The 21,184-nt window shown below is 63.8% G+C and carries 20 protein-coding genes and 1 pseudogene; 14 read left to right on the top strand and 7 right to left on the bottom strand.

The window, feature by feature from the left end:
* Nucleotides 1-52 precede the first annotated feature (52 nt).
* The 5 genes from ACWTU7_RS14995 to ACWTU7_RS14975 are packed head-to-tail and all read right to left on the bottom strand — an operon-like array spanning nt 53 to nt 3,123.
* Nucleotides 53-481 (bottom strand): DUF4440 domain-containing protein, encoded by a 429-nt coding sequence (locus ACWTU7_RS14995; RefSeq protein ID WP_095520816.1) that lies wholly within the window; start codon nt 479-481, stop codon nt 53-55.
* A gap of 8 nt (nt 482-489) precedes the next feature.
* A complete protein-coding gene (locus tag ACWTU7_RS14990; protein WP_455838963.1) occupies nt 490-1,548 on the bottom strand; it encodes an aldo/keto reductase in 1,059 nt (352 codons plus the stop codon).
* Nucleotides 1,545-1,904, bottom strand: a complete 360-nt coding sequence (locus ACWTU7_RS14985) for a TIGR04076 family protein (protein WP_287094276.1) — start codon at nt 1,902-1,904, stop codon at nt 1,545-1,547. Before ACWTU7_RS14985 ends, ACWTU7_RS14990 begins: the two co-directional genes overlap by 4 nt.
* A complete protein-coding gene (locus ACWTU7_RS14980) occupies nt 1,905-2,390 on the bottom strand; it encodes a DUF3830 family protein (RefSeq protein ID WP_455838962.1) in 486 nt (161 codons plus the stop codon).
* Nucleotides 2,391-2,394: 4 nt separating this feature from the next.
* Nucleotides 2,395-3,123, bottom strand: a complete 729-nt coding sequence (locus ACWTU7_RS14975) for a GntR family transcriptional regulator (protein ID WP_455838961.1) — start codon at nt 3,121-3,123, stop codon at nt 2,395-2,397.
* A gap of 127 nt (nt 3,124-3,250) precedes the next feature.
* Between ACWTU7_RS14975 and ACWTU7_RS14970 the strand changes: the two genes are divergently transcribed.
* From ACWTU7_RS14970 to ACWTU7_RS14950, 5 genes are read left to right on the top strand one after another with little or no spacing between them, the layout of a single operon-like run.
* A complete protein-coding gene (locus ACWTU7_RS14970) occupies nt 3,251-4,051 on the top strand; it encodes an ABC transporter ATP-binding protein (RefSeq protein WP_455838960.1) in 801 nt (266 codons plus the stop codon).
* The gene (locus tag ACWTU7_RS14965) at nt 4,048-4,815 is read left to right on the top strand and encodes a branched-chain amino acid ABC transporter ATP-binding protein (RefSeq protein ID WP_455838959.1); all 768 of its coding nucleotides are present in this window, start codon (nt 4,048-4,050) and stop codon (nt 4,813-4,815) included. The genes ACWTU7_RS14970 and ACWTU7_RS14965 overlap by 4 nt, the downstream gene beginning before the upstream one ends.
* Complete coding sequence (locus ACWTU7_RS14960) at nt 4,812-5,720, top strand: branched-chain amino acid ABC transporter permease (protein ID WP_455838958.1); 909 nt, start codon at nt 4,812-4,814, stop codon at nt 5,718-5,720. Before ACWTU7_RS14965 ends, ACWTU7_RS14960 begins: the two co-directional genes overlap by 4 nt.
* Nucleotides 5,717-6,700: a branched-chain amino acid ABC transporter permease gene (locus ACWTU7_RS14955; protein WP_455839034.1), complete on the top strand. Its 984-nt coding sequence runs from the start codon at nt 5,717-5,719 to the stop codon at nt 6,698-6,700. Before ACWTU7_RS14960 ends, ACWTU7_RS14955 begins: the two co-directional genes overlap by 4 nt.
* Nucleotides 6,697-7,995: an NAD(P)/FAD-dependent oxidoreductase gene (locus ACWTU7_RS14950; RefSeq protein WP_455838957.1), complete on the top strand. Its 1,299-nt coding sequence runs from the start codon at nt 6,697-6,699 to the stop codon at nt 7,993-7,995. Before ACWTU7_RS14955 ends, ACWTU7_RS14950 begins: the two co-directional genes overlap by 4 nt.
* Before the next feature lie 8 nt (nt 7,996-8,003).
* On the opposite strand, the gene ACWTU7_RS14945 is transcribed toward ACWTU7_RS14950, so the two are convergent.
* A complete protein-coding gene (locus tag ACWTU7_RS14945) occupies nt 8,004-8,840 on the bottom strand; it encodes a GNAT family N-acetyltransferase (RefSeq protein ID WP_455838956.1) in 837 nt (278 codons plus the stop codon).
* 5 nt (nt 8,841-8,845) lie between these two features.
* Nucleotides 8,846-9,016, bottom strand: a pseudogene (locus ACWTU7_RS14940) (aspartate/glutamate racemase family protein); the annotation flags it as partial.
* Here ACWTU7_RS14940 and ACWTU7_RS14935 point away from each other — a divergent pair.
* From ACWTU7_RS14935 to ACWTU7_RS14895, 9 genes are all read left to right on the top strand, one after another.
* Nucleotides 9,016-9,180: an allophanate hydrolase-related protein gene (locus ACWTU7_RS14935; RefSeq protein WP_455839033.1), complete on the top strand. Its 165-nt coding sequence runs from the start codon at nt 9,016-9,018 to the stop codon at nt 9,178-9,180. The pseudogene ACWTU7_RS14940 and the gene ACWTU7_RS14935 sit on opposite strands and share 1 nt — an antisense overlap.
* A 186-nt stretch (nt 9,181-9,366) precedes the next feature.
* The gene (locus ACWTU7_RS14930; RefSeq protein WP_455838955.1) at nt 9,367-11,604 is read left to right on the top strand and encodes a hypothetical protein; all 2,238 of its coding nucleotides are present in this window, start codon (nt 9,367-9,369) and stop codon (nt 11,602-11,604) included.
* A complete protein-coding gene (locus ACWTU7_RS14925) occupies nt 11,601-13,031 on the top strand; it encodes a putative sulfate exporter family transporter (protein ID WP_455838954.1) in 1,431 nt (476 codons plus the stop codon). The genes ACWTU7_RS14930 and ACWTU7_RS14925 overlap by 4 nt, the downstream gene beginning before the upstream one ends.
* Nucleotides 13,032-13,076: 45 nt before the next feature.
* Nucleotides 13,077-13,784: a phosphoadenylyl-sulfate reductase gene (locus ACWTU7_RS14920; protein WP_455838953.1), complete on the top strand. Its 708-nt coding sequence runs from the start codon at nt 13,077-13,079 to the stop codon at nt 13,782-13,784.
* Nucleotides 13,785-14,095: 311 nt separating this feature from the next.
* A complete protein-coding gene (locus ACWTU7_RS14915; protein ID WP_127210322.1) occupies nt 14,096-14,818 on the top strand; it encodes a GntR family transcriptional regulator in 723 nt (240 codons plus the stop codon).
* A 91-nt stretch (nt 14,819-14,909) separates the two neighbouring features.
* On the top strand, nt 14,910-15,446 hold the full coding sequence (locus ACWTU7_RS14910) for a flavin reductase family protein (RefSeq protein WP_455838952.1): 537 nt from the start codon (nt 14,910-14,912) through the stop codon (nt 15,444-15,446).
* 14 nt (nt 15,447-15,460) lie between these two features.
* Nucleotides 15,461-16,948: a 4-hydroxyphenylacetate 3-hydroxylase family protein gene (locus tag ACWTU7_RS14905; protein WP_455838951.1), complete on the top strand. Its 1,488-nt coding sequence runs from the start codon at nt 15,461-15,463 to the stop codon at nt 16,946-16,948.
* A gap of 9 nt (nt 16,949-16,957) precedes the next feature.
* The gene (locus ACWTU7_RS14900) at nt 16,958-17,338 is read left to right on the top strand and encodes a cupin (RefSeq protein ID WP_455838950.1); all 381 of its coding nucleotides are present in this window, start codon (nt 16,958-16,960) and stop codon (nt 17,336-17,338) included.
* Nucleotides 17,339-17,892: 554 nt separating this feature from the next.
* The gene (locus ACWTU7_RS14895; RefSeq protein WP_455838949.1) at nt 17,893-21,138 is read left to right on the top strand and encodes a hypothetical protein; all 3,246 of its coding nucleotides are present in this window, start codon (nt 17,893-17,895) and stop codon (nt 21,136-21,138) included.
* Nucleotides 21,139-21,184 lie beyond the last annotated feature (46 nt).

Below are 21,184 nucleotides of genomic sequence, written 5' to 3'. Positions count from 1 at the left end.
GTTGTTCCCTTTTCGTCACACGACTCTGGTTCAATTCATGTCTTGAGCCTGTTCAGCCTTCCGGCATCTGCAGCCAGGTTTCATGCAGATGCCGCCATTCAACGCCGTTGGGCGCCGATGAACTGGTGGTGAAAACGGCGCTCGAGCGACGACGGCTGTGCTTGCCGGCGCGCTGCTGTGCCTCGACGTAGCTGATGACGATCGTGTCGCCGGCCTGCCAGCCGGCCCGGATATCCTCGATCGAGATGGCGAAATCGCCGTCACAGGTGGCGCGGCTTGCCTTGATATGATCGAGCACCGCCTTACGATCGAGGACCTGCCCGCTCGGCGCGACCATGCAGAAGCCGTCACCCATGACGCGTTCGAAGCGGCTGAAATCCACCCTGTCGGCGCTCGCCCTGTCGAACCAGTCGACGAAGAAGCGATGCAGATCGACGATCTCTGCGCTTGCGCGTGAAAGCAGAGAGGGCTTCTCGTTCATGGCCGAGCTCATTTTCTTCCGGCGTTCAAATTGTAGTGCATAATCGAGCCATGGCGACCGTGCCGGTCGCGCTCCAATGTATAGACGTCGCCCAGAGGCCCGCTGCTTTGCGCGATCACTGCGGCGATCCGCGCCCGGTCCTCGGCATCGAGCGCGACGTCCAAGATCCCGGCATTGGCAAGGGCGTGCGCCTGGTTGCGAGCGCCGACGATGACGGCCGCCACTTGCGGCTGCTCCAGCACCCAGGCGCTGGCGATGGTGGCGATGTCGACGCCGTGGCGGTCGGCGACCGCCTTCAATGCCCCCAGCAGTTCCTGGAAGAGATCCCAGCCGCCGAAATCATCGATGATTAGCTTGTATTTGACCAGCGACCGGTTTTCGAGCGGCGGCGTCTGCGGCTCGGCGACATCAAGCCATCTCTCGCTGAGGAAGCCGCCCGCCACCGAACCGTAGCAGAGGAGACTGACGCCGTTCTGGCTGGCAAGTGTTGCAAGGCTGTTGGCCGGCCGCTGATCGAGCACGGAATATTGCAGCTGCTGGCTGACCAGCGGCACGCCGGCCGCTAGGATCTCGGCCAAATGCGGCGTGTCGAAATTGGTGGCGCCGACGTTGCGCACCTTGCCCTCCAGGCGGAGGTCGTTGAGCCAGCCCATCGCATCGACGTAACCGGGCACTGCATAATCCCACCAGTGGAACTGCACGAGATCGAGCCGTTCGGTCTTCAGCCGCCGCAGCGACTGGTCGACGATGCCTCTCACATAGTCGCGGCTGATATTCGCAAGCCTTTCCAAGTCAGGCACCAGCTTGGTGTGCACCTTCATTTTGGTGGCGGCGTCGAGACCACGCTCACTGGCCAGCCGCAGCCGAGCCGCACCGATCAGTTCCTCGACGCCGGTATAGATATCGGCGCAATCATAGGTCCTGATGCCGGCGTCGAAGGTGGCGATCAGGTCGGTCACCGCCTGTTCGCGGTCGATTGCGCCGTGTCCGCCGGCAAGCTGCCAGCCGCCGCGAATGACGCGCGAGATCGTATAGCCCGGGCTGAGCTCGAAGGACTTTTCGGTCATCTCTGGTCATTCTCCTTCGGCAGCGGCACCGCCGTGGTCTCGGCATGGCTGAACCGCCGCTTCCCAGTCCTGATGATCCTCAGCCGGCTGGCGCAATTGGGATCGGGACAGGCGATCTCGGCATCCGACGTCATCCAGTCGTTCCTGTGGGTTGGGCGCTGTTTTGCCGCGAGCAGCGGCAACACAGCTGATATCGAATAGATCGAAAAACCCTGCCCCGAAGGCATCGACAGCATCTCGCCCTTGAGCTCGAAATAATCGCCTGATTTGGCGCCGCAATAGATCGGCTTGCCCTCGGGGATAACCGCCTCGACGCGAAGGTCGAAAAGTTCGAAACTGTCGTCGCTCTCAGCCATTCAGATCCCCACCCGGGTGAAGGTGATTTCGCAAGCGCCGTTGCGGCGGATCACGCCGCAGGCGACGGCGAACCGGTCGCGCTCCTCGGGACGCACCTGCGCGACCACGCTTCCGGCGAGCCAGCCGATCGGGAACAGCAGACGCGCACCCTGGCCATAAAACAGGCCGATGTCGAATATCGCATTCGGACTGCCGCCCCACATGCGCGGCGGCACGTAGGATAGCACGATGTCGCCCGGCTGCGGCGTCAACGTTGCATTCTCCGCCGGCAACGGCCTGGTATAGGCTTGGCCCTCAATATCCGCTGATGGAACCGGGCAGGAGATTTCCGGCCCTGTCCACATCGCATGGATGCCGGCAACGACGCGCGGCTGCTCGAGATAGGCCAGCAGGAAAGCAGCGTTCTCGGGCGCCTTTTCAGGCAACAGAAGCGCCGTCACGGACAGCTTTGAGCGTGGCTCGGCGATGCTGATGGCAAGCGTCATGCCCTCAATCTTTCCTATTGGCGGATTGAAGCTTGTCGCGCAGGAAAGCGAAGGGCCGGCTGATGTCGGCCACCAGCGCCTCGCGCGCCGCTTGGGCATCCTGCCTTGCAAGCGCTGCGACAATGCTGCGGTGATAGTGGGCGGTATCTACCTCGCCGGCATCCGAAAAGGCGTAGATGGCGACGCGGATACAGGGTCCGGATTGTAGCCACAGGCTCTCGATCATCGGGATCAACACGGCGGAGCCGCAGCAACGGTAGATCTCAAAGTGGAAGCTCTGGTTGAGCGTCGCCTCGCGGTCGATATCCTTTTTGTGCTTCAGCGCCCGCATCTCGTCCCACTCGCCGAGCATGGCTTCGACCGAAGCAATCTGGCGCGGATTCATGCGCGTGGCAGCCAGCGCGATCGCTTCGCCCTCGATCAGGGAGCGGGCGCGCAAGAGATCGTCGATACGCTCCAGCGTGATCGGCGGCACGCGCACGGAACGGTTGGGAAGCGCCTCCAGCGCCTTTTCCGTGATCAGCCGTCCGAGCGCCTCACGCACCGGCATGGTGCTGGTGACCAGCGCGTCGGCGAGGCCGCGGATCGTCAAAACCTGGCTCGGCTCGAAAAGACCGCCGATCAAGGCCCGGCGCAACTCCGAATAGACGCGATCCTGCACGGTTTCGCGGCCGACCGGCGTAAGCTGGGCTGCGACCACCTCGTTGTTCTTTTCGATGACGGCCTTCTGCATGGGCAGTCCCGGTCTTGGCCCGTTTTCGGCTTGCGGAAGAAATTAAAGCCGAATAGCGTGATCAAAGCAAGTGTGATCACAAATCAAACCAGAAGGCGGCGACGATCGCTTTCGGCCCGAGGGTTCCATGAGTGACACAATCGCACAACAGCGGGCGGACACCCGTACGCCGGTTCTGACGGCCAGAAACGTCGTCCGGCGCTTCGGCGGCCTCGTCGCGGTCAACAATGTCTCGTTCGACGTCCAGCCGGGTGAAATACTCGGCCTCATCGGCCCGAACGGCGCCGGGAAGACGACGATGTTCGACCTGCTGGCCGGCAGCATCCTGCCGACCAGTGGCGACATCCTTCTCAACGGCACACTGGTGTCGGGAGAGGCAGCGCATCGCCGCATCGGCCGCGGCCTTGGCCGCACATTCCAGATCCCCCGGCCCTTGCCCAACCTGACGCTGATCGAAAACGTCATGCTGGCCGCGCAGAGGCAGGCCGGGGAAAGGCTGCTCGCCAATTTCCTGACGCCACGGCGGGTCGCCGCCGAGGAGCGGGCGGCCGAGACGAAAGCCATCGAGCTGCTCGAACTCGTCACGCTCGCCCGCCTGGCGCACGAGCCGGCGCGTGTGCTTTCCGGTGGCCAGCGCAAGCTGCTCGAACTCGCCCGCGTCATGATGGCCGACCCGGCGATCATCCTGCTCGACGAACCGGCGGCCGGCGTCAACGCGACGTTGCTCGAAGTCATCATCGATCGCATCCGCGACATCAACGCCCGCGGCATCACTTTCCTGCTGATCGAGCACAATATCGACATGGTGACGCGGCTCTGCCACCGGGTGCTAGTCATGGCGAGCGGCCAGCTCCTGTGCGAAGGCACGCCCGATGAGGTGGCACGCGATCCGCGCGTCATCGAGGCCTATCTCGGAGGCGCGGCATGAGCCAAACGGTTCTCGATGTCCGCGATCTCGAAGCCGGCTACGAGCCAGGCGTCCCGATCCTGCGCGGCGCCTCAATCACCGTCGACAAGGGCGAGATCGTTGTCGTTCTCGGCCCCAACGGCGCCGGCAAGTCGACCTTGATCAAGGCGATCGCCGGCCTTGTCCCGATCACCGGCGGCACGGTCCTGCTGGACGGCAAGGATATCACCGCGGCGCCCGCCCATATCATGGTCCGCCTCGGCCTTGCCTTCGTGCCGCAGACCGAAAACATCTTCCCCTTGATGTCAGTCGAGGACAATCTGAAGGTTGCCTGCGGCATCCTGATGCCGCGCGAGACCCCTGCCCGCATCGAGGAAATGTATGCGGCCTTTCCCGACCTCGTCCGTCAGCGCAGAACCGCCGCCGGAAATCTCTCGGGCGGGCAGCGGCAGATGCTGGCCGTTGCCCGGGCATTGATCGTTCATCCCAAGGTGCTGGTGCTCGACGAGCCGTCGGCCGGCCTGTCGCCGAAATTCGTGTCGACGGTATTCGAGATGCTGGCCGGTATACGCGAAACCGGCGTCACCATTCTGCTGGTCGAACAGAACGCCAAGGCAGCACTTGCCATCGGCGATCGCGCCTATGTGCTGGTCGAGGGCAAGGACCGGCACGAGGGCGTCGCCTCCGAGCTCTGGAACGATCCGGTCGTCGCCGAACTCTATCTTGGTCAGCGCCGTCTCGATCCCGGAAGAGACCGGCACTCGGGCAAAGGAAGCGCGGCATGAACCTGCAATTTGTCGTCGACGGACTGCTGGCAGGTTCGATGATCGGTCTCGGCGCCATCGGCGTGACGCTCACCTATTCGATCCTGCGCTTCTCGAACTTCGCGCATGGCGACTTCATGGCCTGGGGCGCCTATGCGACGCTCGCCGTCGTCGGCGCCATCGGCGCGATGTTCGGCAAGATCGCGCCGATGGCTCCCCTGTCCTTCGGCTGGCCGCTGATCGCCGCGGTAATCGTCGGCATGGCGATCACCGGCCTGCTGGCGCTGCTGCTCGACATGATGCTTTTCGCGCGGCTGCGGGCCAAGGGCCAGGCGATCATTGTGGTGATGGCGAGCTTCGGCGCCTCGATGGCGCTGAGAAGCCTGCTCGAATTCATCTTCACCTCGCGTCCGACCTATTTCAGCCGGGCCATCCAGATCGCCATGCCGGTCGGCCTCGGCATTCGCGTCACTCCCGACCAGATCGCGCTGCTGCTGCTGACCGCCGTGCTCGTGCTCGGCGTGCATCTGTTGATGACCCGCACGCAGACCGGCCGTTCCATGCAGGCACTGAGCCAGAATGCGGCCTTGGCGCGCATTGTCGGCATCAACGTCGCCAAGATCGTGCGCGTCACCTGGATCATTGGCGGAGCGCTAGCCTGCGTCGCCGGCGTGATGATCGGCATTCTCATTCAGATCCGCCCGTTCATGGGTTTCGACATGCTGCTGCCGATGTTCGCGGCCGCCATCCTCGGCGGCATCGGCAGCGTGCCTGGCGCTGTTCTCGGCGGATTGATCATCGGTATGGCCGAAGCCGGCGCAGTGCAGTTGGTCGGCGCCGAATGGCGCGCTGCTGTCTCCTTCATCATCCTGATGACCGTGCTGTTCGTGCGGCCTATCGGCCTTTTCGGAGTGAGGGAACGCTGATGGATCTGCTCGGCTATGGCGCTTTCTTCCTGACGACCGCATTGATCTTTTCGCTCGTCACGCTCGGGCTCAACCTGCAATGGGGGCTCACCGGCCTTTTCAATGTCGGACTCGCGGGCTTCGTTGCCATCGGCGCCTACACGTCGGCACTGCTGACCACGCCCGACGATGCTGCGCGCCTGGGCGGCTTCGGCCTGCCGATCCTTGTCGGCTGGCTCGGCGCCATGCTGGTGGGCGGCATCGCCGCCGCGATTACCGGCATTGCCACGCTGCGCCTGAGATCGGACTATCTGGCGATCACCACCTTCGGCGTTGCCGTCGTCGTGCAGCTGGTGGCGCTTAATGCCCAGAAGCTGACGGGCGGCCCGTTCGGCATCGGCTTCATTCCGCGTCCTTTCGGCGGCCTCGCCGAAACGCCTTTGCTGTTCAACCTGTCGAACCTTGCCGTCGTTTCGGTGGTGACGCTGATCGTCTATCTCGCGCTGGAGCATCTGTCGCGCAGCCCGTGGGGGCGCGTGTTGAAGGCGCTTCGCGAGGATGAGCGGGCAGCGATATCCCTGGGGAAAAGCGCACGCTTCTACCGCGTTCAGGCCTTTGCCGTGGGCGGTGCCATCATGGCACTGGCCGGCGCGTTGCAGGCGCATTTCACCGGCTTCATCGCTCCGGACAATTATTTGCCGGCGCTGACTTTCCAGGTCTGGGTGATGCTGATCGTCGGCGGCTCGGGCAGCAACATCGGCGCCGTCATCGGCAGCATCCTGGTCTGGGCGATATGGGCCGGATCGGGAGCCTTAACGAGCGTGTTGTTTTCGCCGGAACAGCAGGCCCGCGCCGCCTCGCTGCAGATCGTCGCCATCGGCGTGATACTGTGCGTCATTCTTCTGGTCAGGCCGAACGGCCTGTTTGGCGACAGGCCGTGGCGGCCAAGATTCAGCAAGCGTGTCCGAGTGGCTACGGGTGAGAGCGGAACAGCGTCATGATCGAGGTTGCCGGGTCTTCCGGCGTTTCCCTCTGGCACGCCGTCAACCGCAATCGCCGTGACCGGCCTACCCTCGAAGGCGCACTCGATGTCGACCTGGCGATTGTCGGCGGCGGGTTCTCAGGCCTTTCCACCGCGCTGCATACCGCCGAAAAAGGCATCTCGGTCGCCGTCCTCGAAGCGGAAATCATCGCCTGGGGCGCGACCGGCAGGAATGCCGGCTTCGTCGTGCCGAATTTCGCGAAAAGAGACCCCGACGATATCATTGCCCAGCTCGGACCCGCACGCGGCGAACGCCTTGTCGAGTTCGCCACCGGCAGCGCCGACCTCGTCTTCGACCTGATCAGACGGCACCGCATCGAATGCGACGCAGTCCAGAGCGGATGGATACAACCGGCCCATTCACAGGCCGCTCTCGAAAAAACCAGATTGCGTGCCGAACAATGGGCAAGGCGCGGAAGACCGACCGTTACGCTGGACAGGCAGGAAACCGAAGATCTGACCGGCATTCGGGGTTATCCCGGCGGCTGGATGGACCGGTCGGGCGGTGTCCTCAATCCGGTCGAATATGCGCGCGGGCTCGCTGACGCGGCGGAAAAGGCCGGAGCCCGCATCTTCGAGCATACGCGCGTTGCATTGATCGACGGCGACGGGGATGGCTGGGCTTTGAAGACGGAATCGGGTTCGGTGCGTGCCGGAAAGGTGCTGATTGCCACCAACGCCTATGGCGGGTCGCTGCACCGCGCGCTGCAGCGAACCTACTTTCCTCTGAAAATCTTCCAGATCGCGACGGCTCCGCTGCCGCGCGAATACCGCACTTACCTGCTTCCAGGCGGGCAAGGCGTCGGCGACACCAGGCGCAATCTTTTCACCTTCCGCTTCGATAGCGAAAACCGGCTGATAACCGGCGGCATGCATAGTCTTGGTCCCGGCGCCGACGCGCGGGTGCCGCATGCGATCTGGCGCCGGCTTGCAAAACACCTCGATCTCCCGGAAATCCCACCACTCGCCTACAGCTGGTCGGGGATGGCCGCCGTCGAGCCCGACTTCCTGCCGCACCTTGTGGATCTCGGGCCTGGCCTGATCGCGGGCTTTGCCTGCAACGGACGTGGCATTGCCATGACGACGAGCATGGGCAAGGTCCTTGCGGATTGGGCTGATGGAACAAAGCCGCAGGATTTGCCGCTGCCGTTTGCGCCGCCGTCGCCGATCCCGCTCCATGGCCTGATGCGGCATGCGCCAAACATGCTGCTTCCGCTAAGCATCCTGCGCGACCGGCTGGATGAGGGGCGCTAGTCGACGTCTCAACCAAGCTCCAAGGTCGTTATCGCAAAGACGCCGGACTGCGCGAGCTGCGGCGCTTTTCCCTTGTACATTCGAGCCGTTTCGAAACCCGGTTGAAGGCCGGCCGACGTCAGCCGAGCTACGAAATGCCTATTGGTCTCGGGAACATCGAGGTGGATATTTCCGGGTCCGGAGGCATTGGCGAGTGCGGCGAAGAGACGGCTTGCCGCATCAAGGTTGTTGGAAAAAAGCGGGCCGATCTTGCAGCCCTCCCGGCACTGGCGCGCGACGCCATATCCCTCGATCGCGCCATCCTTGACGATCGCAAGCGCCATGTGCGGCGGGCGCAGCCAGTGGTCCAGGAAGGATCGCCTCGAAGCCGGAAAGAATCGGCGGTCATAGTCCAGGACATCCGCGATGAGTTCTGGGCCTATGACGCAAATGCCGCTGTCGGTGGCTGCCGGGACATTCGGCGCTCCAACGAACCGGATCGTCCGGTGGACCGGCGCAAAACCCATGCTGCGATAGTTGGCCTGCTGTTCGACGACGCCATCGAGGCCGATCGTGCGGTTGCCGAGCCGCGCCATGCCGGCGTCCCAGACCGCCTTGCCATGGCCCTCGCCGCGCCTGTCCGGCCGACAGATGTAGAGGCCGATGAAGCCGAAACCGCCGCCATAGGCCACAGCCGAAATGCCGGCGACCATCTCGCCATCGACGAAAGCGCCGATGAAGCCCTCGGGATCCGCTGCCTGGAACGCCACGGCATCGCCGAGGCCGGGATTCCAGCCCTCCGCTGCCGCCCAGTCGACAAGGATTTCCACTTCTTCAAGTGCGAGCGTTCTGATCGTTCGGCGCATTGCGATCACTCGGCGGCAACAGAACCGGGGGCGAAGGATTTCAATGCGCCACGATAGGGCTTTGCGAGCGGCTTTGCATAGGCGCCGCGCTTGGACGTCGACAGGCCAAGCGCGACGAGTGCCTCGGCTTGCTTGACCGCCGCGCCGACGCCGTCGATGACCGGAACGCCGAAGGATAGGGACAGTCGAACTCGCCGACGGCACGTCGGCCAAGGGCTTTCTGGCCGAGACCGCCGGACTGTCGGCTGCAGCCGATATCTCGGCCTTCGGCGGCTGGCGCAACTTTGTCGCAAGTAGTAGCGAGCCGCGACAACGACTCGAGAGCGCTCCGTCCAATTGAGCGATTGGCTGTTCGCGCCGGTTACATCGCCGAGACTCAGGCACAGCAGCAAACGACAGCTCGCAACGGTAAGGCGAATAGCTCGAGCCATGGCGCATGCGTAAGCGATCCGTAAGCGCACCTGCCCTATGATGGCGCTGTGAGTGACAAGCGTCACCGTGCGCTTGGGACCGCGGGAGAGTCGCGATGCGAAAACGCCGTGCAGTGACCCTTACGGATTTCGTCGGAGCCCGTCGGCCCAGGGACTGGTCCGTGCTGTCGGGTTTTTCTGCTCGCCGAAACATCTTGAGGGCAGCGGCGATATTTCTCAGCCTGCTGCCGGCTTCGGGGTTCGCTGGGGACCAGACCCCCGATTGGCGCCTGAGCGCTCGAATCGTCGCCGTCGGGCTGCCCGACGTGGCCGGCGTGCGCGAGGTGGGCCGCTTTCATGTCGGCGGGCCGATACCGGGAAATCCGGAATTCCTGATGGCGACGCGCGAAGGGCGGGTGCTCGATCCGCTCAGGGTTCTCGTCGCCGTGGGCAGCAATTTCGGCGCACCGCCGGGCGATCCAGCACTTGAGGTCGGGGCGATCCTGTCCATCGATCCGCACGCGGGCAAGTCCGGTGGCACCATTATCGTTCCGCAAGAGCTCAACAATGGAGACGGGAGGGTTCAGCTCTACACGGCACAGAGTGAACGGTTCCTCAACCAGCGGTACAATGCCGGGGCTCGAACCGCGCGCCTCGCAGCCGCGTCTGGACCGCGATATATTTCGATCAACAACGCCTTCGGAAGGCCCTGGATCGCCAACGCGCCGAACGGGGTGGCTGGCGAGGGCAGCGTCACGGTCGTCGACCCTGACGGTGCGCCGCTCGCAAACGCGCCAAGCCGCGAGGCCGGCGGCGTGTTCGCCGGCCGGCATACCGATCGCGAGCATATGCCGAAAGCACAGCCCAGCGGCTGGCTTGGCAAGCTGCTGAATTATCGGGCAAGCGGCCAGCTGACCCCAGGCGGAATGCAGGCGGGCGCGCTCGGAACGGCGTTTCTCGGTCCGTCGCCGGACGGCAGCGGCTTTGCCGTGTTCGCCGCCGTCACGGCGGATGGTGGCGTGGTTCAAATCCATGTCCAGGATGGCGTCGACGGCCTGGCCGGCCCCGGCACGGTGAGCGCCGGCCAGGGCACGGTAAGCACCGGCCAGGGCACGGTAAGCACCGGCCAGGGCACGGTAAGCACCGGCCAGGGCACGGTAAGCACCGGCCGGGGCACGGTGAGCGCCGGCCACGGCATCGGCGACGACCCCGGCGTCATCGGCGTCGCCTTCAAGTGGAACCCGGACCGCGCTCTCTACATCGCCGATCCGGGCCGTGACCGGCTGGTGCTGCTTGACCTGGAGGACGACCGGCGGCATTTCACGGTCGCCAGGACCCGCACGATCTCGCTGCCGGAATTCGATCGTCCGGTCGACGTCGCCGCCGCGATCCCCGAAATCGCCAATCCGCAATTTTCGAGCCACACGACGCTCGCCGGCGGATCCGATCTGTTTGTCGCCAATCGCGGCGACGGCTCGTTGCTGCGGTTGAGCCAGGACGGCCGGCTTCTCGCCCGGGCGACGATCGAGATTCCCGGCCTCGGGCCTCTCGGAGCCGATCGCGTTCGCGCGATCGCGACGTCGGCGGACGCACAGCGAATCTGGATAACGATAGGCGGCGCGGCTCCGGGATTTCCGGGTCACGAAGGGGCGCTCATCGAAGTTGGGGTCTTCGACGAGCACGGCGCGGCGGCAGCGACGCAGAAGACGCAGAGCGCTGCCGCCGACGCCAACGTCGCAGTGCATGGAAAGCAGCTGTTTCAGACCGACTTCACCCCGCAGATGGGTCTCGGCCCCTTGTTCAACGCAACGTCCTGCGTGGCCTGCCATCCCGGCCCCGGCGGCGCGAGCATTGATGAAAGCCACTTTGCGCGCAGGATAGCCCATATGGATCCGGGGTCCGGGCGCACGGTTGCGATCGATCATCCCAACAGTCCGGTCGCCAGAAGCCATGCGTTGCGCGATGGCATGAAGACCGTGCCGGCGGCGATGCCGCGCCAGGCCAACGTAATTTCGCTGCGCATGCCGCTCGCTCTCTACGGGATTGCCAGGATCGACGAGATACCCGACAGCGTCATCGAAGCGCAGGCGGTCAGCAAGGGCGACGGCATCAAAGGCCGCGCGCATCATGTCGTCGACGCCCAAGGCGCATCGCGGGTCGGCCGATACGGCTGGAAGGCTGATATAGCCACCCTCGAAGATATGGTGGCGAACGCTTTCGCAAACGAACTCGGCGTCACCAGCGCGACCGGGCCCGAGACGGGTATGCAGCCGATCGAAGGCGATTCCGCGCAGGTCGACGCGGTCGCCTCCTATCTGCGAGCGCTCCGCCTGCCCGATGGGGCAAAGCCATGAGCCTCGCCGTGACGCTCTCCCATGCGCCGGAAAAAGCGCGCCCGGTCTTGCCCGGTGTCATCGTTGCCGCGGCACTCGCCCTTGCGGCCGGCTGGATCGCCGGCGGCCTGGGCGAGCCGCTGTCGCGCAACCCGGTCCTCGTCGCCATGCTCTTCGGGCTGCTGATCGGCAGCAGCTTCGCCTGTCCGGACGCCTTGCGGCCGGGGCTCGACTTCACTAAGCGCTACCTGTTGCGGCTCGCTGTGGTGCTGGTCGGCTTCCGTATCACGACGCGGCTGTTCCTGGACCTGGGATTCATGCCGCTCGCGGTGGCGGCCATCGAGCTGATACTGGTGCTGACGCTGCTCTATGCCATCGCGCGCAAGCTGTTCAGGCTCGACGCCGAGGTCGCGCTGCTTGTCGCGGTCGGCAGCGCCGTCTGCGGCGCTGCGGCGATCCTCTCCATGGCCGCGCTGGTGCGTGCGCGTGACCAGAGTGCCGGCATCGCCATCGCCTTGATCACGCTGAGCGGCACCGTGGCGTTGCTCGCCTATCCGGTCTTGTTCCTGGGCGGTTGGCTGCCGCATCTGGACGACCGCCTCTATGGCGTGTTTGTCGGGGCGAGCATTTTCGAGCTGGCGCAGGTCTACGGCGCCTCCTTCGCCATTTCCGACGACGCGCTGAACACCGCCACACTGGTCAAGCTCAGCAAAGTGCTGATGCTCGTCCCGCTTCTGCTGGCCGCCAGCCTGGTGTTTCGCAGCCGTAACAAGGCGCAAGAGGCCGCGCCGATCCCGTTCCCGTGGTTCATCGTCGCGTTTATCGGCGTGGTGATGCTCAATTCGGAGATCACCCTCAATCCGCAACTGCGCCGCGTCATCCTCGACGTCGACCAGTTCCTGTTCCTCATGGTGATGATTGCGCTCGGCATTACCACCCGGGTCGGCCGGCTCGGAGAGGCCGGCGGCGCCTGGCGGCTGATCGGCGTTGGTTTCGTTGGGGTGGCTCTGTCGGCGGCCCTGGCCTATGGCGCGATGATCCCGTTCTCGGCGACCTTCCGGGCCGCATCACCTTCATCGAGCCAAAGCGCGATGCTCGGCAGCCATGGCGGACGGCTTTTCGCCTCGGTCGGTTGCGCCAAATGCCACATGCCGGCGCTGGAGGGTGTCAACGGCGAAGTCCAGCTCTACTCCGACCTTTTGCTGCACGACATGGGGCCGGCGCTCGATGATAAGATCGTCCAGGGCGACGCCATCGGCGCCGAATGGCGGACCACACCGCTTGTCGGCATCGGCCTGCGCCAACGTTACCTGCACGACGGCCGCGCGACCACGCTGCGCGATGCCGTCTTCGCCCATCGCGGCACGGCGCAGATTGTGCGCGACCGCTTCTTCGACCTGGACGAGACCGATCGCCAGGCGATCCTCGATTTCGTGGCGACGCTATGATGCGGCTTTATCACGCCACCACCGTTTTTGATCGGCCGAACCGCCATGTATGACGCCGTCATCGCAGAGCTGAACCATGTCGACGGGCCCGAGCTGCTGGCGCCGCTCGTCACCGACCTGTTTTGTGGAAACATAGCGCTCGTGTCCTCGTTCGGCGCGGAATCCGCGGTGCTGCTGCATATGGCGGCTTCGATCGACCGATCGCTTCCTGTCATCACGCTCGATACCGGAAAGCTGTTTCCGGAAACGATCGCCTATCGCGCGCAGCTGACGGCTCTGCTCGGCCTCACCGATCTGCGCGTCGTCACGCCTCAGGCGAATGTCTTGCGAATGCTCGACGGCGCTGGATCGCTGCACCGCCGCGATCCGGACCGGTGCTGCCACATCCGCAAGGTTCTGCCGCTCGAAAATGCTCTGACTGGTTTCAAGGCCTGGATTTCCGGCCGCAAGCGATATCATGGCGGGATTCGCGCGGATGTTCCGACGCTCGAGGAGACTGGCGGGCGCTTGAAGATCGATCCGCTTGCCCGCTTCACCCGCCGGCAGATCGAGGCCTATCTCGATCGCTATGAGCTTCCGCGGCACCCGCTCCTCGAAAAAGGCTACCTCTCGATCGGCTGCGCGCCCTGCACGGTCCAGTGCGGCAGCGCGGACAATCCGCGCGCGGGCCGCTGGAGCGGACTGTCGAAGATGGAGTGCGGGATTCACCGGTCGGCCATTGCCTCTCGCAATTCGGCCCCGTCTGCTTCCTGATTTCCGGTTACGCAGACATCGAGGTCCGCACCCCCAGGGAATCGGCCATTGTCGCTTCATCTGCGAAGCCACTACGAAATGTCGTAATGATTGAAACTAGCCAAAGCTCGCGAAAACTAGGAGATCAGCTGCCGGAAACTAGTGGAAAGGCCGACACTTGGTTACCCAGATGCAACAGGCCCGGATGGAAATCTTGCGGTCTGAGCTGACATCGGAGTGTGAAGGCAGCGCCATTCTTGACTTTACGATCGGCGCAGCCGGGTCGAAAATTAGCTTGATCTTATGGTCGACAACATGTATACAATCTGTCTATGTCAAACCCTTATCAATCACAACGCCCTGCCATAGGTCAACGCGCCGATGCTGCGCAGGACGTCGTCTACCGCTGGCTGAAGCAGCATGTGCTGAACTTGCCTAGCCGCGAGGGCACGTTCCTTACCGAGGCTGAGGTCTGCCGCGAGACGGGAACGTCGCGGACGCCGGTGCGCGAGGCGCTGTTGAGGCTCGAAGCAGACGGCCTCCTGCAGATCGTGCCGAAAAAGGGCGCCTATGTACCGCCGATCACCGAGACGGAGATCGAAGCGGTGATGCAGGCGCGCGGCTTGGTGGAAGAGTGGTGCGCGCGGCAGGCGGCCGGCTTCGGCGACATGCTTGCGACGGAACTCGACAGGCTGATCGCCCGGCAGGTGGAGGTGCAGCACGACACCGTTGCGTTTATCGAATGTGACCGGGACTTTCATCGTACGATCGTGCGCGCCGCCGGCAATCCGGTGCTCGCCGACTTCTATGAGAGCCTACGGGACCGCCAGTTGCGGATGGGCGTGCGCGCTATCACAATCTCCGGCGGACGCGGCGACAGCGTGCTTGCCGAGCACGCAGCGATCGTCGAGGGCATACGCCACGGACAGCCCGAACAGGCGGCCGCAGCCGTCGCCCAGCATCTGGCGCGGACGCTCGTCGCGTTGCGGCTGCCGATCGCGGCAGGCTGGGGTTCGGTTGCAACCGAGCGCAGTCCGGCGGTGGCGGCGCAGTAAGGGAAGGCCGCGGCGTTCGCATGGCAGTTGGTCAACGGAATTGGTGAATTGATTATCGTGATTTAACAGATCGGTGCCGAAAGGGCCGGGCATGATCATCCACAGGGAAACGGCTTTCGACGTGCGCGCGTTCCGCCAGGCGCTGGGACAGTTTCCGACCGGCGTCTGCGTCGTCACCTGTGTGGCCGATGGCGAGCAGCTCGGCATGACGATCAGCTCGTTCAACTCGCTGTCTCTCGATCCACCTCTCGTACTGTTCAGCATCGACCGTCGTTCAGCCGGCCTACCGCTCTGGGAGAATGCCGCCAGTTACACGGTCAACGTCCTCTCGGAAAACCAGAAGGACATTTCCAACCGCTTCGCCAAGCCGCTTTCCAACAAGTGGGAGGGGATGCGGTTCGAGCAAGGCCGCTCTGGCGCCCCGGTGCTGCCCGGCGCGGCGGCGCTGTTCGACTGCGAGCCGTGGGCTAGGCACGAAGCCGGCGACCACGTGCTGTTCATCGCCAGGGTTAAGCATTTTCGGTCCTTCGCCGACCGGCAACCGCTGGTTTTCGGCAAGGGGCGCTACGCATCACTGCAGCCAACGGAGTTTGCGGCGCCGCTTTGGCCGCTCGACATCCACTACTGATCGCGGAGGGTAAGATGATCAAGACTGGAGCGCAGCATATCGAGATGCTGAGAGACGGCAGGCAGGTCTATATCAACGGGCAGACGGCCGGCGACGTCACCGCGCATCCCGCCTTCCGTCAGACGATCCGGTCGGTCGGCATGCTCTACGACTTCCAGGCGCGGCCGGATAACCGGGCGCTGATGACCTTTGAAGTTCCCGAAAGCGGCGGGCAGCGGGCCAATCGCATCTGGCAGTTGCCGCGCAGCCATGCCGAGCTCGTCGAACGCCGCACGGCGCTGGAAGCCTGGACGGAGCTTCACTATGGCTTTCTTGGCCGCGCCCCAGACCATGTCGCCTCCTGCATTTCCGGCATGTTCATGGGGATCGAGGTCTTCGAGGCCTATGACAAGACGCGAGCCGGGGCACTCGCCGATTATTACCGCTACGCCCGAGACAACGAACTGTATCTCACCTACGTCATCATCAATCCACAGGCCGACCGCTCGAAGTCCGCGGGTGAGCAGCAAGACCGCTTCCTCACCGCCGGCGTCGTCGACCAGGACGCAGCAGGCCTGACAATCCGCGGCGCCAAGATGCTGGCGACCGGCGGCATCATGGCAAACGAGGTGTTCGTCACCTGCATCCAGCCGCTGCGTGAGGGCGACGAGCCCTATGCTGTGTCCTTCGCCGTGCCGATGAATGCCGGCGGGCTAAAGATCCTGTCGCGCAAATCCTACGAGGAGAGCGCCGCCAGTGTCTTCGATAATCCACTGGCCAGCCGCTTCGACGAGAACGATGCCGTGCTCTACTTCGACAATGTGAAAGTTCCCTGGGAGCGCGTCTTCATCAACGGGGACATCGCCATGTGCCAACGGCAGTTCCATGCCACGCCGGCGCATGTCTTCCAGAACTACCAGGCGCAGATCCGCCTGATGGTGAAGATGCGCTTCCTTGTCGGCATCGCCCGGCGCATCGCCGAGACCAACGGCGTCATTAACTTTCCGCAGGTGCGCGAGATGCTGGGAGTGCTTGCAGCGCAGAACACCATGGTCGACGCGTTGGTACACGCCATGGAGGTGAAGGGCCGCATGTATGGCGCGTATTTCGTGCCCGACGCGCATACGCTCTATTCGGCTCAAGTGCTGACGCAGCAACTCTATGCCGGGGTAATCCTCGCCTTGCGTGACCTGGCGGGCGGCGGGCTGATCATGCTGCCGTCTTCAATCCAGGATTTCGCCGATCCGGAGCTGTGCAGTCTGATCGAAAAGACACAGCAATCGCCGGTCAGTTCGTCGAAGGGCCGGGTAAAATTCTTCAAGCTGGCTTGGGATGCGATCGGCTCAGAGTTCGCCTCGCGCCACACGCAATACGAGATGTTCTATGCCGGCGCCACCTTCGTGACCAAGGGGCACAGCTTCCGTACCTTCGACTGGGACCGCTGTACCCAGCTCGTCGACCACATGCTCGACAGCTATTCGCTGGAAGATGAAGTCGACCGCGCCGCTCTGGTTGCCGCGTGAGGGTTTGCCATGCCGATCCGCAAGGAGCACAAGGAATTTCACACGATCGACATGACCGGGGAGGGCTGGCATTCGCCGCCTGGTTACCCGCCCGACATCGAGCAGAAGATCCTTGCCGGCCGGCTTGACGACGCGGGCAAGACCGGGCACCGCACGCGGCTGCTGAGGTTTGCGCCGGGCGCCTATACGACGGTGCCGTTCGTGCATGAATACTGGGAAGAGATCTATCTCTTATCGGGAGATCTCATCGTCGGCGGATCTTCAGGCGAAGAGCCGTCGCTGAGTTTTGCCCCGAACACCTACGCTTGCCGGCCGCCTGGCGTCTATCACGGTCCGTTCCGGTCGCAAACCGGGTGCCTGTTGCTCGAGCTTCACTACTACGAGACTTAACTTTGCTCGAACGATGTCCGCGCCCAAGCGTGCGCCGCCGAGCCGTACAAAGTCCGGTAATAGCGCGTCTCTGCCGTTCCTAATGTCTGCTGCGGGTCACCGGTTATCGTATGGCTGTCCAGAAGGAAGGCGTAGAAGGTCGCATGATTGAAAACTAGGCAAGCTCGCGAAAACTGGAAAATCAGCTGCGGGGAAACTAGGTGACCGTACCGATGTGCGAGGATGCTGCCGCGCACACGATGAGCTCGTGAGTTTGGAAAGAACTGCCAAGCAGCCCATGATCTCGCGAATCAGGGAATTACAATGACCTGATATTCTACCGCATTTGGTCGAAGACCGAGCGCGGGATCAACCGGTCGCCCAATCCCTCTCCTCCGCGTCCTGATTTCGCGATCGCGCAGGCATCCAGTCGACGCCTAGAATCAGCCATTGCCGCTTCACTGCGAAGCCCCTTCGAATTGTCGCATGATTGCGCTACGCTAAGGCCAATCTGGGCGACGGAATGGTCATGGCGGCACGACCGGCGTCCGAGGATTGGTCGAGCGGGAGCGCCCATGACCGCCCTAGACGCCATCGAAGCCGATGCGAGACGTCCGCTCTCGGGCACTGGTCGGATCGCCAAGCTGGCGGCGCCGCGCAGCGCCAGGATATTGAGGCGAAACCGCATTCTCGCGGCGATCGATCGGACATCGCGATCAACCATATGCTGGGTGGCCGCGCCGGCCGGCTACGGCAAGACGACCGCGGTCATCGACTATCTCGAAAGCGTCCGGGCGCAGCATGTGTGGTTCCGCATCGACGAGGGCGACCAAGATATTGCGCGCTTCTTTCAATATCTGGCGCAGTCACTCGCCTCCCCCGCGGTTGGGAACATGCCGGTCTTCGGCGTCGAATATGCCGAGCAGCCGAAGGAGTTCGCCAGGCGCTTCTTCAGGGCCTATTTCGCGCGGCTGAAGCCCGGCACCATTCTGGTCCTCGACGATTTGCACGACGCCGACACGCCCGAATTCCGGGCGGTGCTTTCCGTGATGTTCCGAGAACTTCCTGACACGGTCCGCTGCATCTGCGTCTCACGCACGCTGCCTCAGGAGGAACTGGGCGACCTCGTTCTCAAAGGCCAAATGGCCGTTATCGACCGCTGGGCGCTCGAATTCTCGGCATCGGAGGCCCGCGACTTCGTCAAGCTGCGTTCAAAGCACGGCGCCGCTTCAGTCGATGTCGAAGCGGCACGCGGCTGGGCGATCGGGCTGCTTCTCCTCGCTGACCACGGCTCGGCGGTTGGACCTGACGACATGAAAGGGACAGCACCCGGCGGGCAGAACGCGCTGTCGGACGTTCTCGGCCGTCATTTCTTCCTTTCCCTTCCCGCCGCCGACCAGGATATGCTGCTGAAACTCAATCTGCTGCCCGAAATCAGCGCCGAACTGGCGGACGTGATGATCGGGTCGGGCGAAGCGGGAAAGCTGCTCGGCAGGCTCTACAAGCGGCAGTTGCTGGTCACGCGAACGGAAAACAGCCGCGACGTCTTCCACCTGCACGACCTCTTGCGGGACTTCCTCGACCGACGCTTCGCGCAGCGTGTGCCGCCAGAAGAGCAGAAGTCGCTCAAACAAAGGGCGGCAAAGGTCCTCGCGGACGCCGGTCGTTATGACGAAGCCATACACCTCGCCTTGCAGGCAGAGGACTGGGGCCGGGCGAGCGAGCTCATGCTGAGCCGGGCGGAGGCCGTGCTGGCGCAGGGACATCGGACAACCTTTATCGAATGGGTCGGCCGGTTGCCGGAAGCGTTCATGAACGGCTGGCATTTCTATTGGCTGGGCGTGGCCCACATGCCGGATGACGCAGCGGCAGAGCACTGGCTGTCAAAGGCCTGGCATGCCTTTGGCCAGGCCGACGATCGGCGCGGGCTTTGTCTTACGGTGTCGCGCGCGGTTCTGGTCAAGTCGGACAGTTGGCGAACCTACGAGGGTCTTTCGGCCTGGACCCGCCGGGCATTCGAAATCATCGAGCGCGGCCTGCCGGAACTGCCTTCCGAGGAAGCGATGCTGGTGCGCATCGGCATGGTGCGGGCGCTGAATTTCGGCGACGAGTACTATGCCAACAGCCCGGCCGGACAACAGCTGGAAACCGAACTGCTGGAGCGGTTGACCCGGAATCCCGATCACGATCCGAGCGGATTGCGGCTGCTTGCCAGCGAATCCCTGATCGAGCATTCGGTATCGATCATGCGGGCCGATTTGTTCACGAAGGCCGTCGACAGCGTTGTCGAGGATTTGAGCGACAAGGAGGTGCTGCCTTGGGTCCTCGGTATGTGGCTGGTCGAGTTTGGCGCCAAGAGCGGCCGTTATTTTCCCTACAAGAGGAGGGGTTTTCCCTATCCTTCGGCCGAAGCGGCGTTGCGGGGGGCGATCGCGATCGGTGAGCGCGAGTCGCTCAAGGGCGTGGAGTTCGGTGGCCTCTATCATCTTCAGATGCAGATGAAGTTCCGCAACGACTTTGCCGAGTTGCCCCAGGTGGTCGAGCGCCTGGCCGAGATCGCCGACAGCCGTTTCAGCACGCAGGTCGCCATCGTAGCCAATTGCTACGCTACGCTTCATGGCAGGCAAGGCGATTTCGCGGCCGCCTATCAGGATTGCGAGCGCTTCATGGCAGCGAGCGAGGCCGCCAACGAGCCGATGGTCGAGCGCTGGGCGCACTATATCACGAAGTTCCAGGTGCTGCTGGCCGACAGGAAGCCGCACGAAGCCGCCGCGCTACTCAGGGACCTGCTACCGCGGCTGGAGGGCGGCGCCCGCAAGCGTACGGAGATATGCATCCTGGCCGCGGCCGCGCTGGAGAGCCTGTGGGACGGGGATTCACACTATGGCGACCGGCTGAAGGTCTTCATGGAGGCGCTGCGCGACATCAGCTGGCCAATGGTGCTCCTCAATGTTCCGGAGTTGCTCGCCGAACTGCTCGGCGATGCGCTTGAGCGCGGCATCGAGCCCAAGCTTTGCCGGTCGCTGATCGCGGAACGCCGGTTGGACTCGCCGCAGCGGCGGCCCGCGGCCTGGCCATGGCCGCTCAAGGTCCACGTTCTCGGAGGCTTTCGGCTCGAACTCGATGGAAACCCTCTTAATCTCGGCGCCAAGCCACCGACGAAGGCGCTCGACATCCTGCGGGTGCTGGCGATCTCGAAAGACAACACCTGCTCGCTGGAGACCCTTCAGGACTGGCTGTGGCCCGACCTCGACGGCGACCAGGCGCGGGCGGCGTGCGAGCAGGCGCTGCATCGGCTGCGCAAGCTGCTCGGGCGGATCGACCTCATTGTTCAGCGGGAAGGCAAGCTTCGCCTCGCGTCGGACAAGGTCTGGGTCGACCTCGCCGACTGGGATGCGCGGCTCAAGGCCGTCACGACAGCCAATGGCGAGGCGGCGGGACTGCGCCCGGACGCGGAGGCGCTCTTCCTCGCATTCCCCGGTCCGCTGTTTCTGCATGAGCGAGCCAGCTTCTGGTCGCTCGCCGCCGCTGAAAAAGTGCGTCGCGATCTGATCGATCTCGCGTTGCGGATCGGCCAGAGGCTGGAGGCTACTAACGCCCATGAAGCGCGCTCGATTTATCTGAGGACGTTGGACCTCTATCCGGATGCCGGACCCGTCTGCAGGGCGCTGATCAAGGAGCGGCTGTCGCGCCGTGATTTCGAATGCGCGGTCGACGACTATGCGCGCTACGAACGGGCGATGCGTGCTGCCGGAGAAGCGGCGCCCGCTGCGGAAATACGCGCCCTGGTCGAACCCTATCTTGTGCGGCATATGCGCTGAAGACGATGCGTTGTGCTGTCTGGCGAAACACGGCGCTAAAGTCGGT

Source organism: Mesorhizobium sp. BHscii (assembly GCF_053848065.1).
The sequence above is the reverse complement of the archived record's forward strand: the minus strand, read 5'-3'. Positions and strand labels throughout refer to the sequence as shown.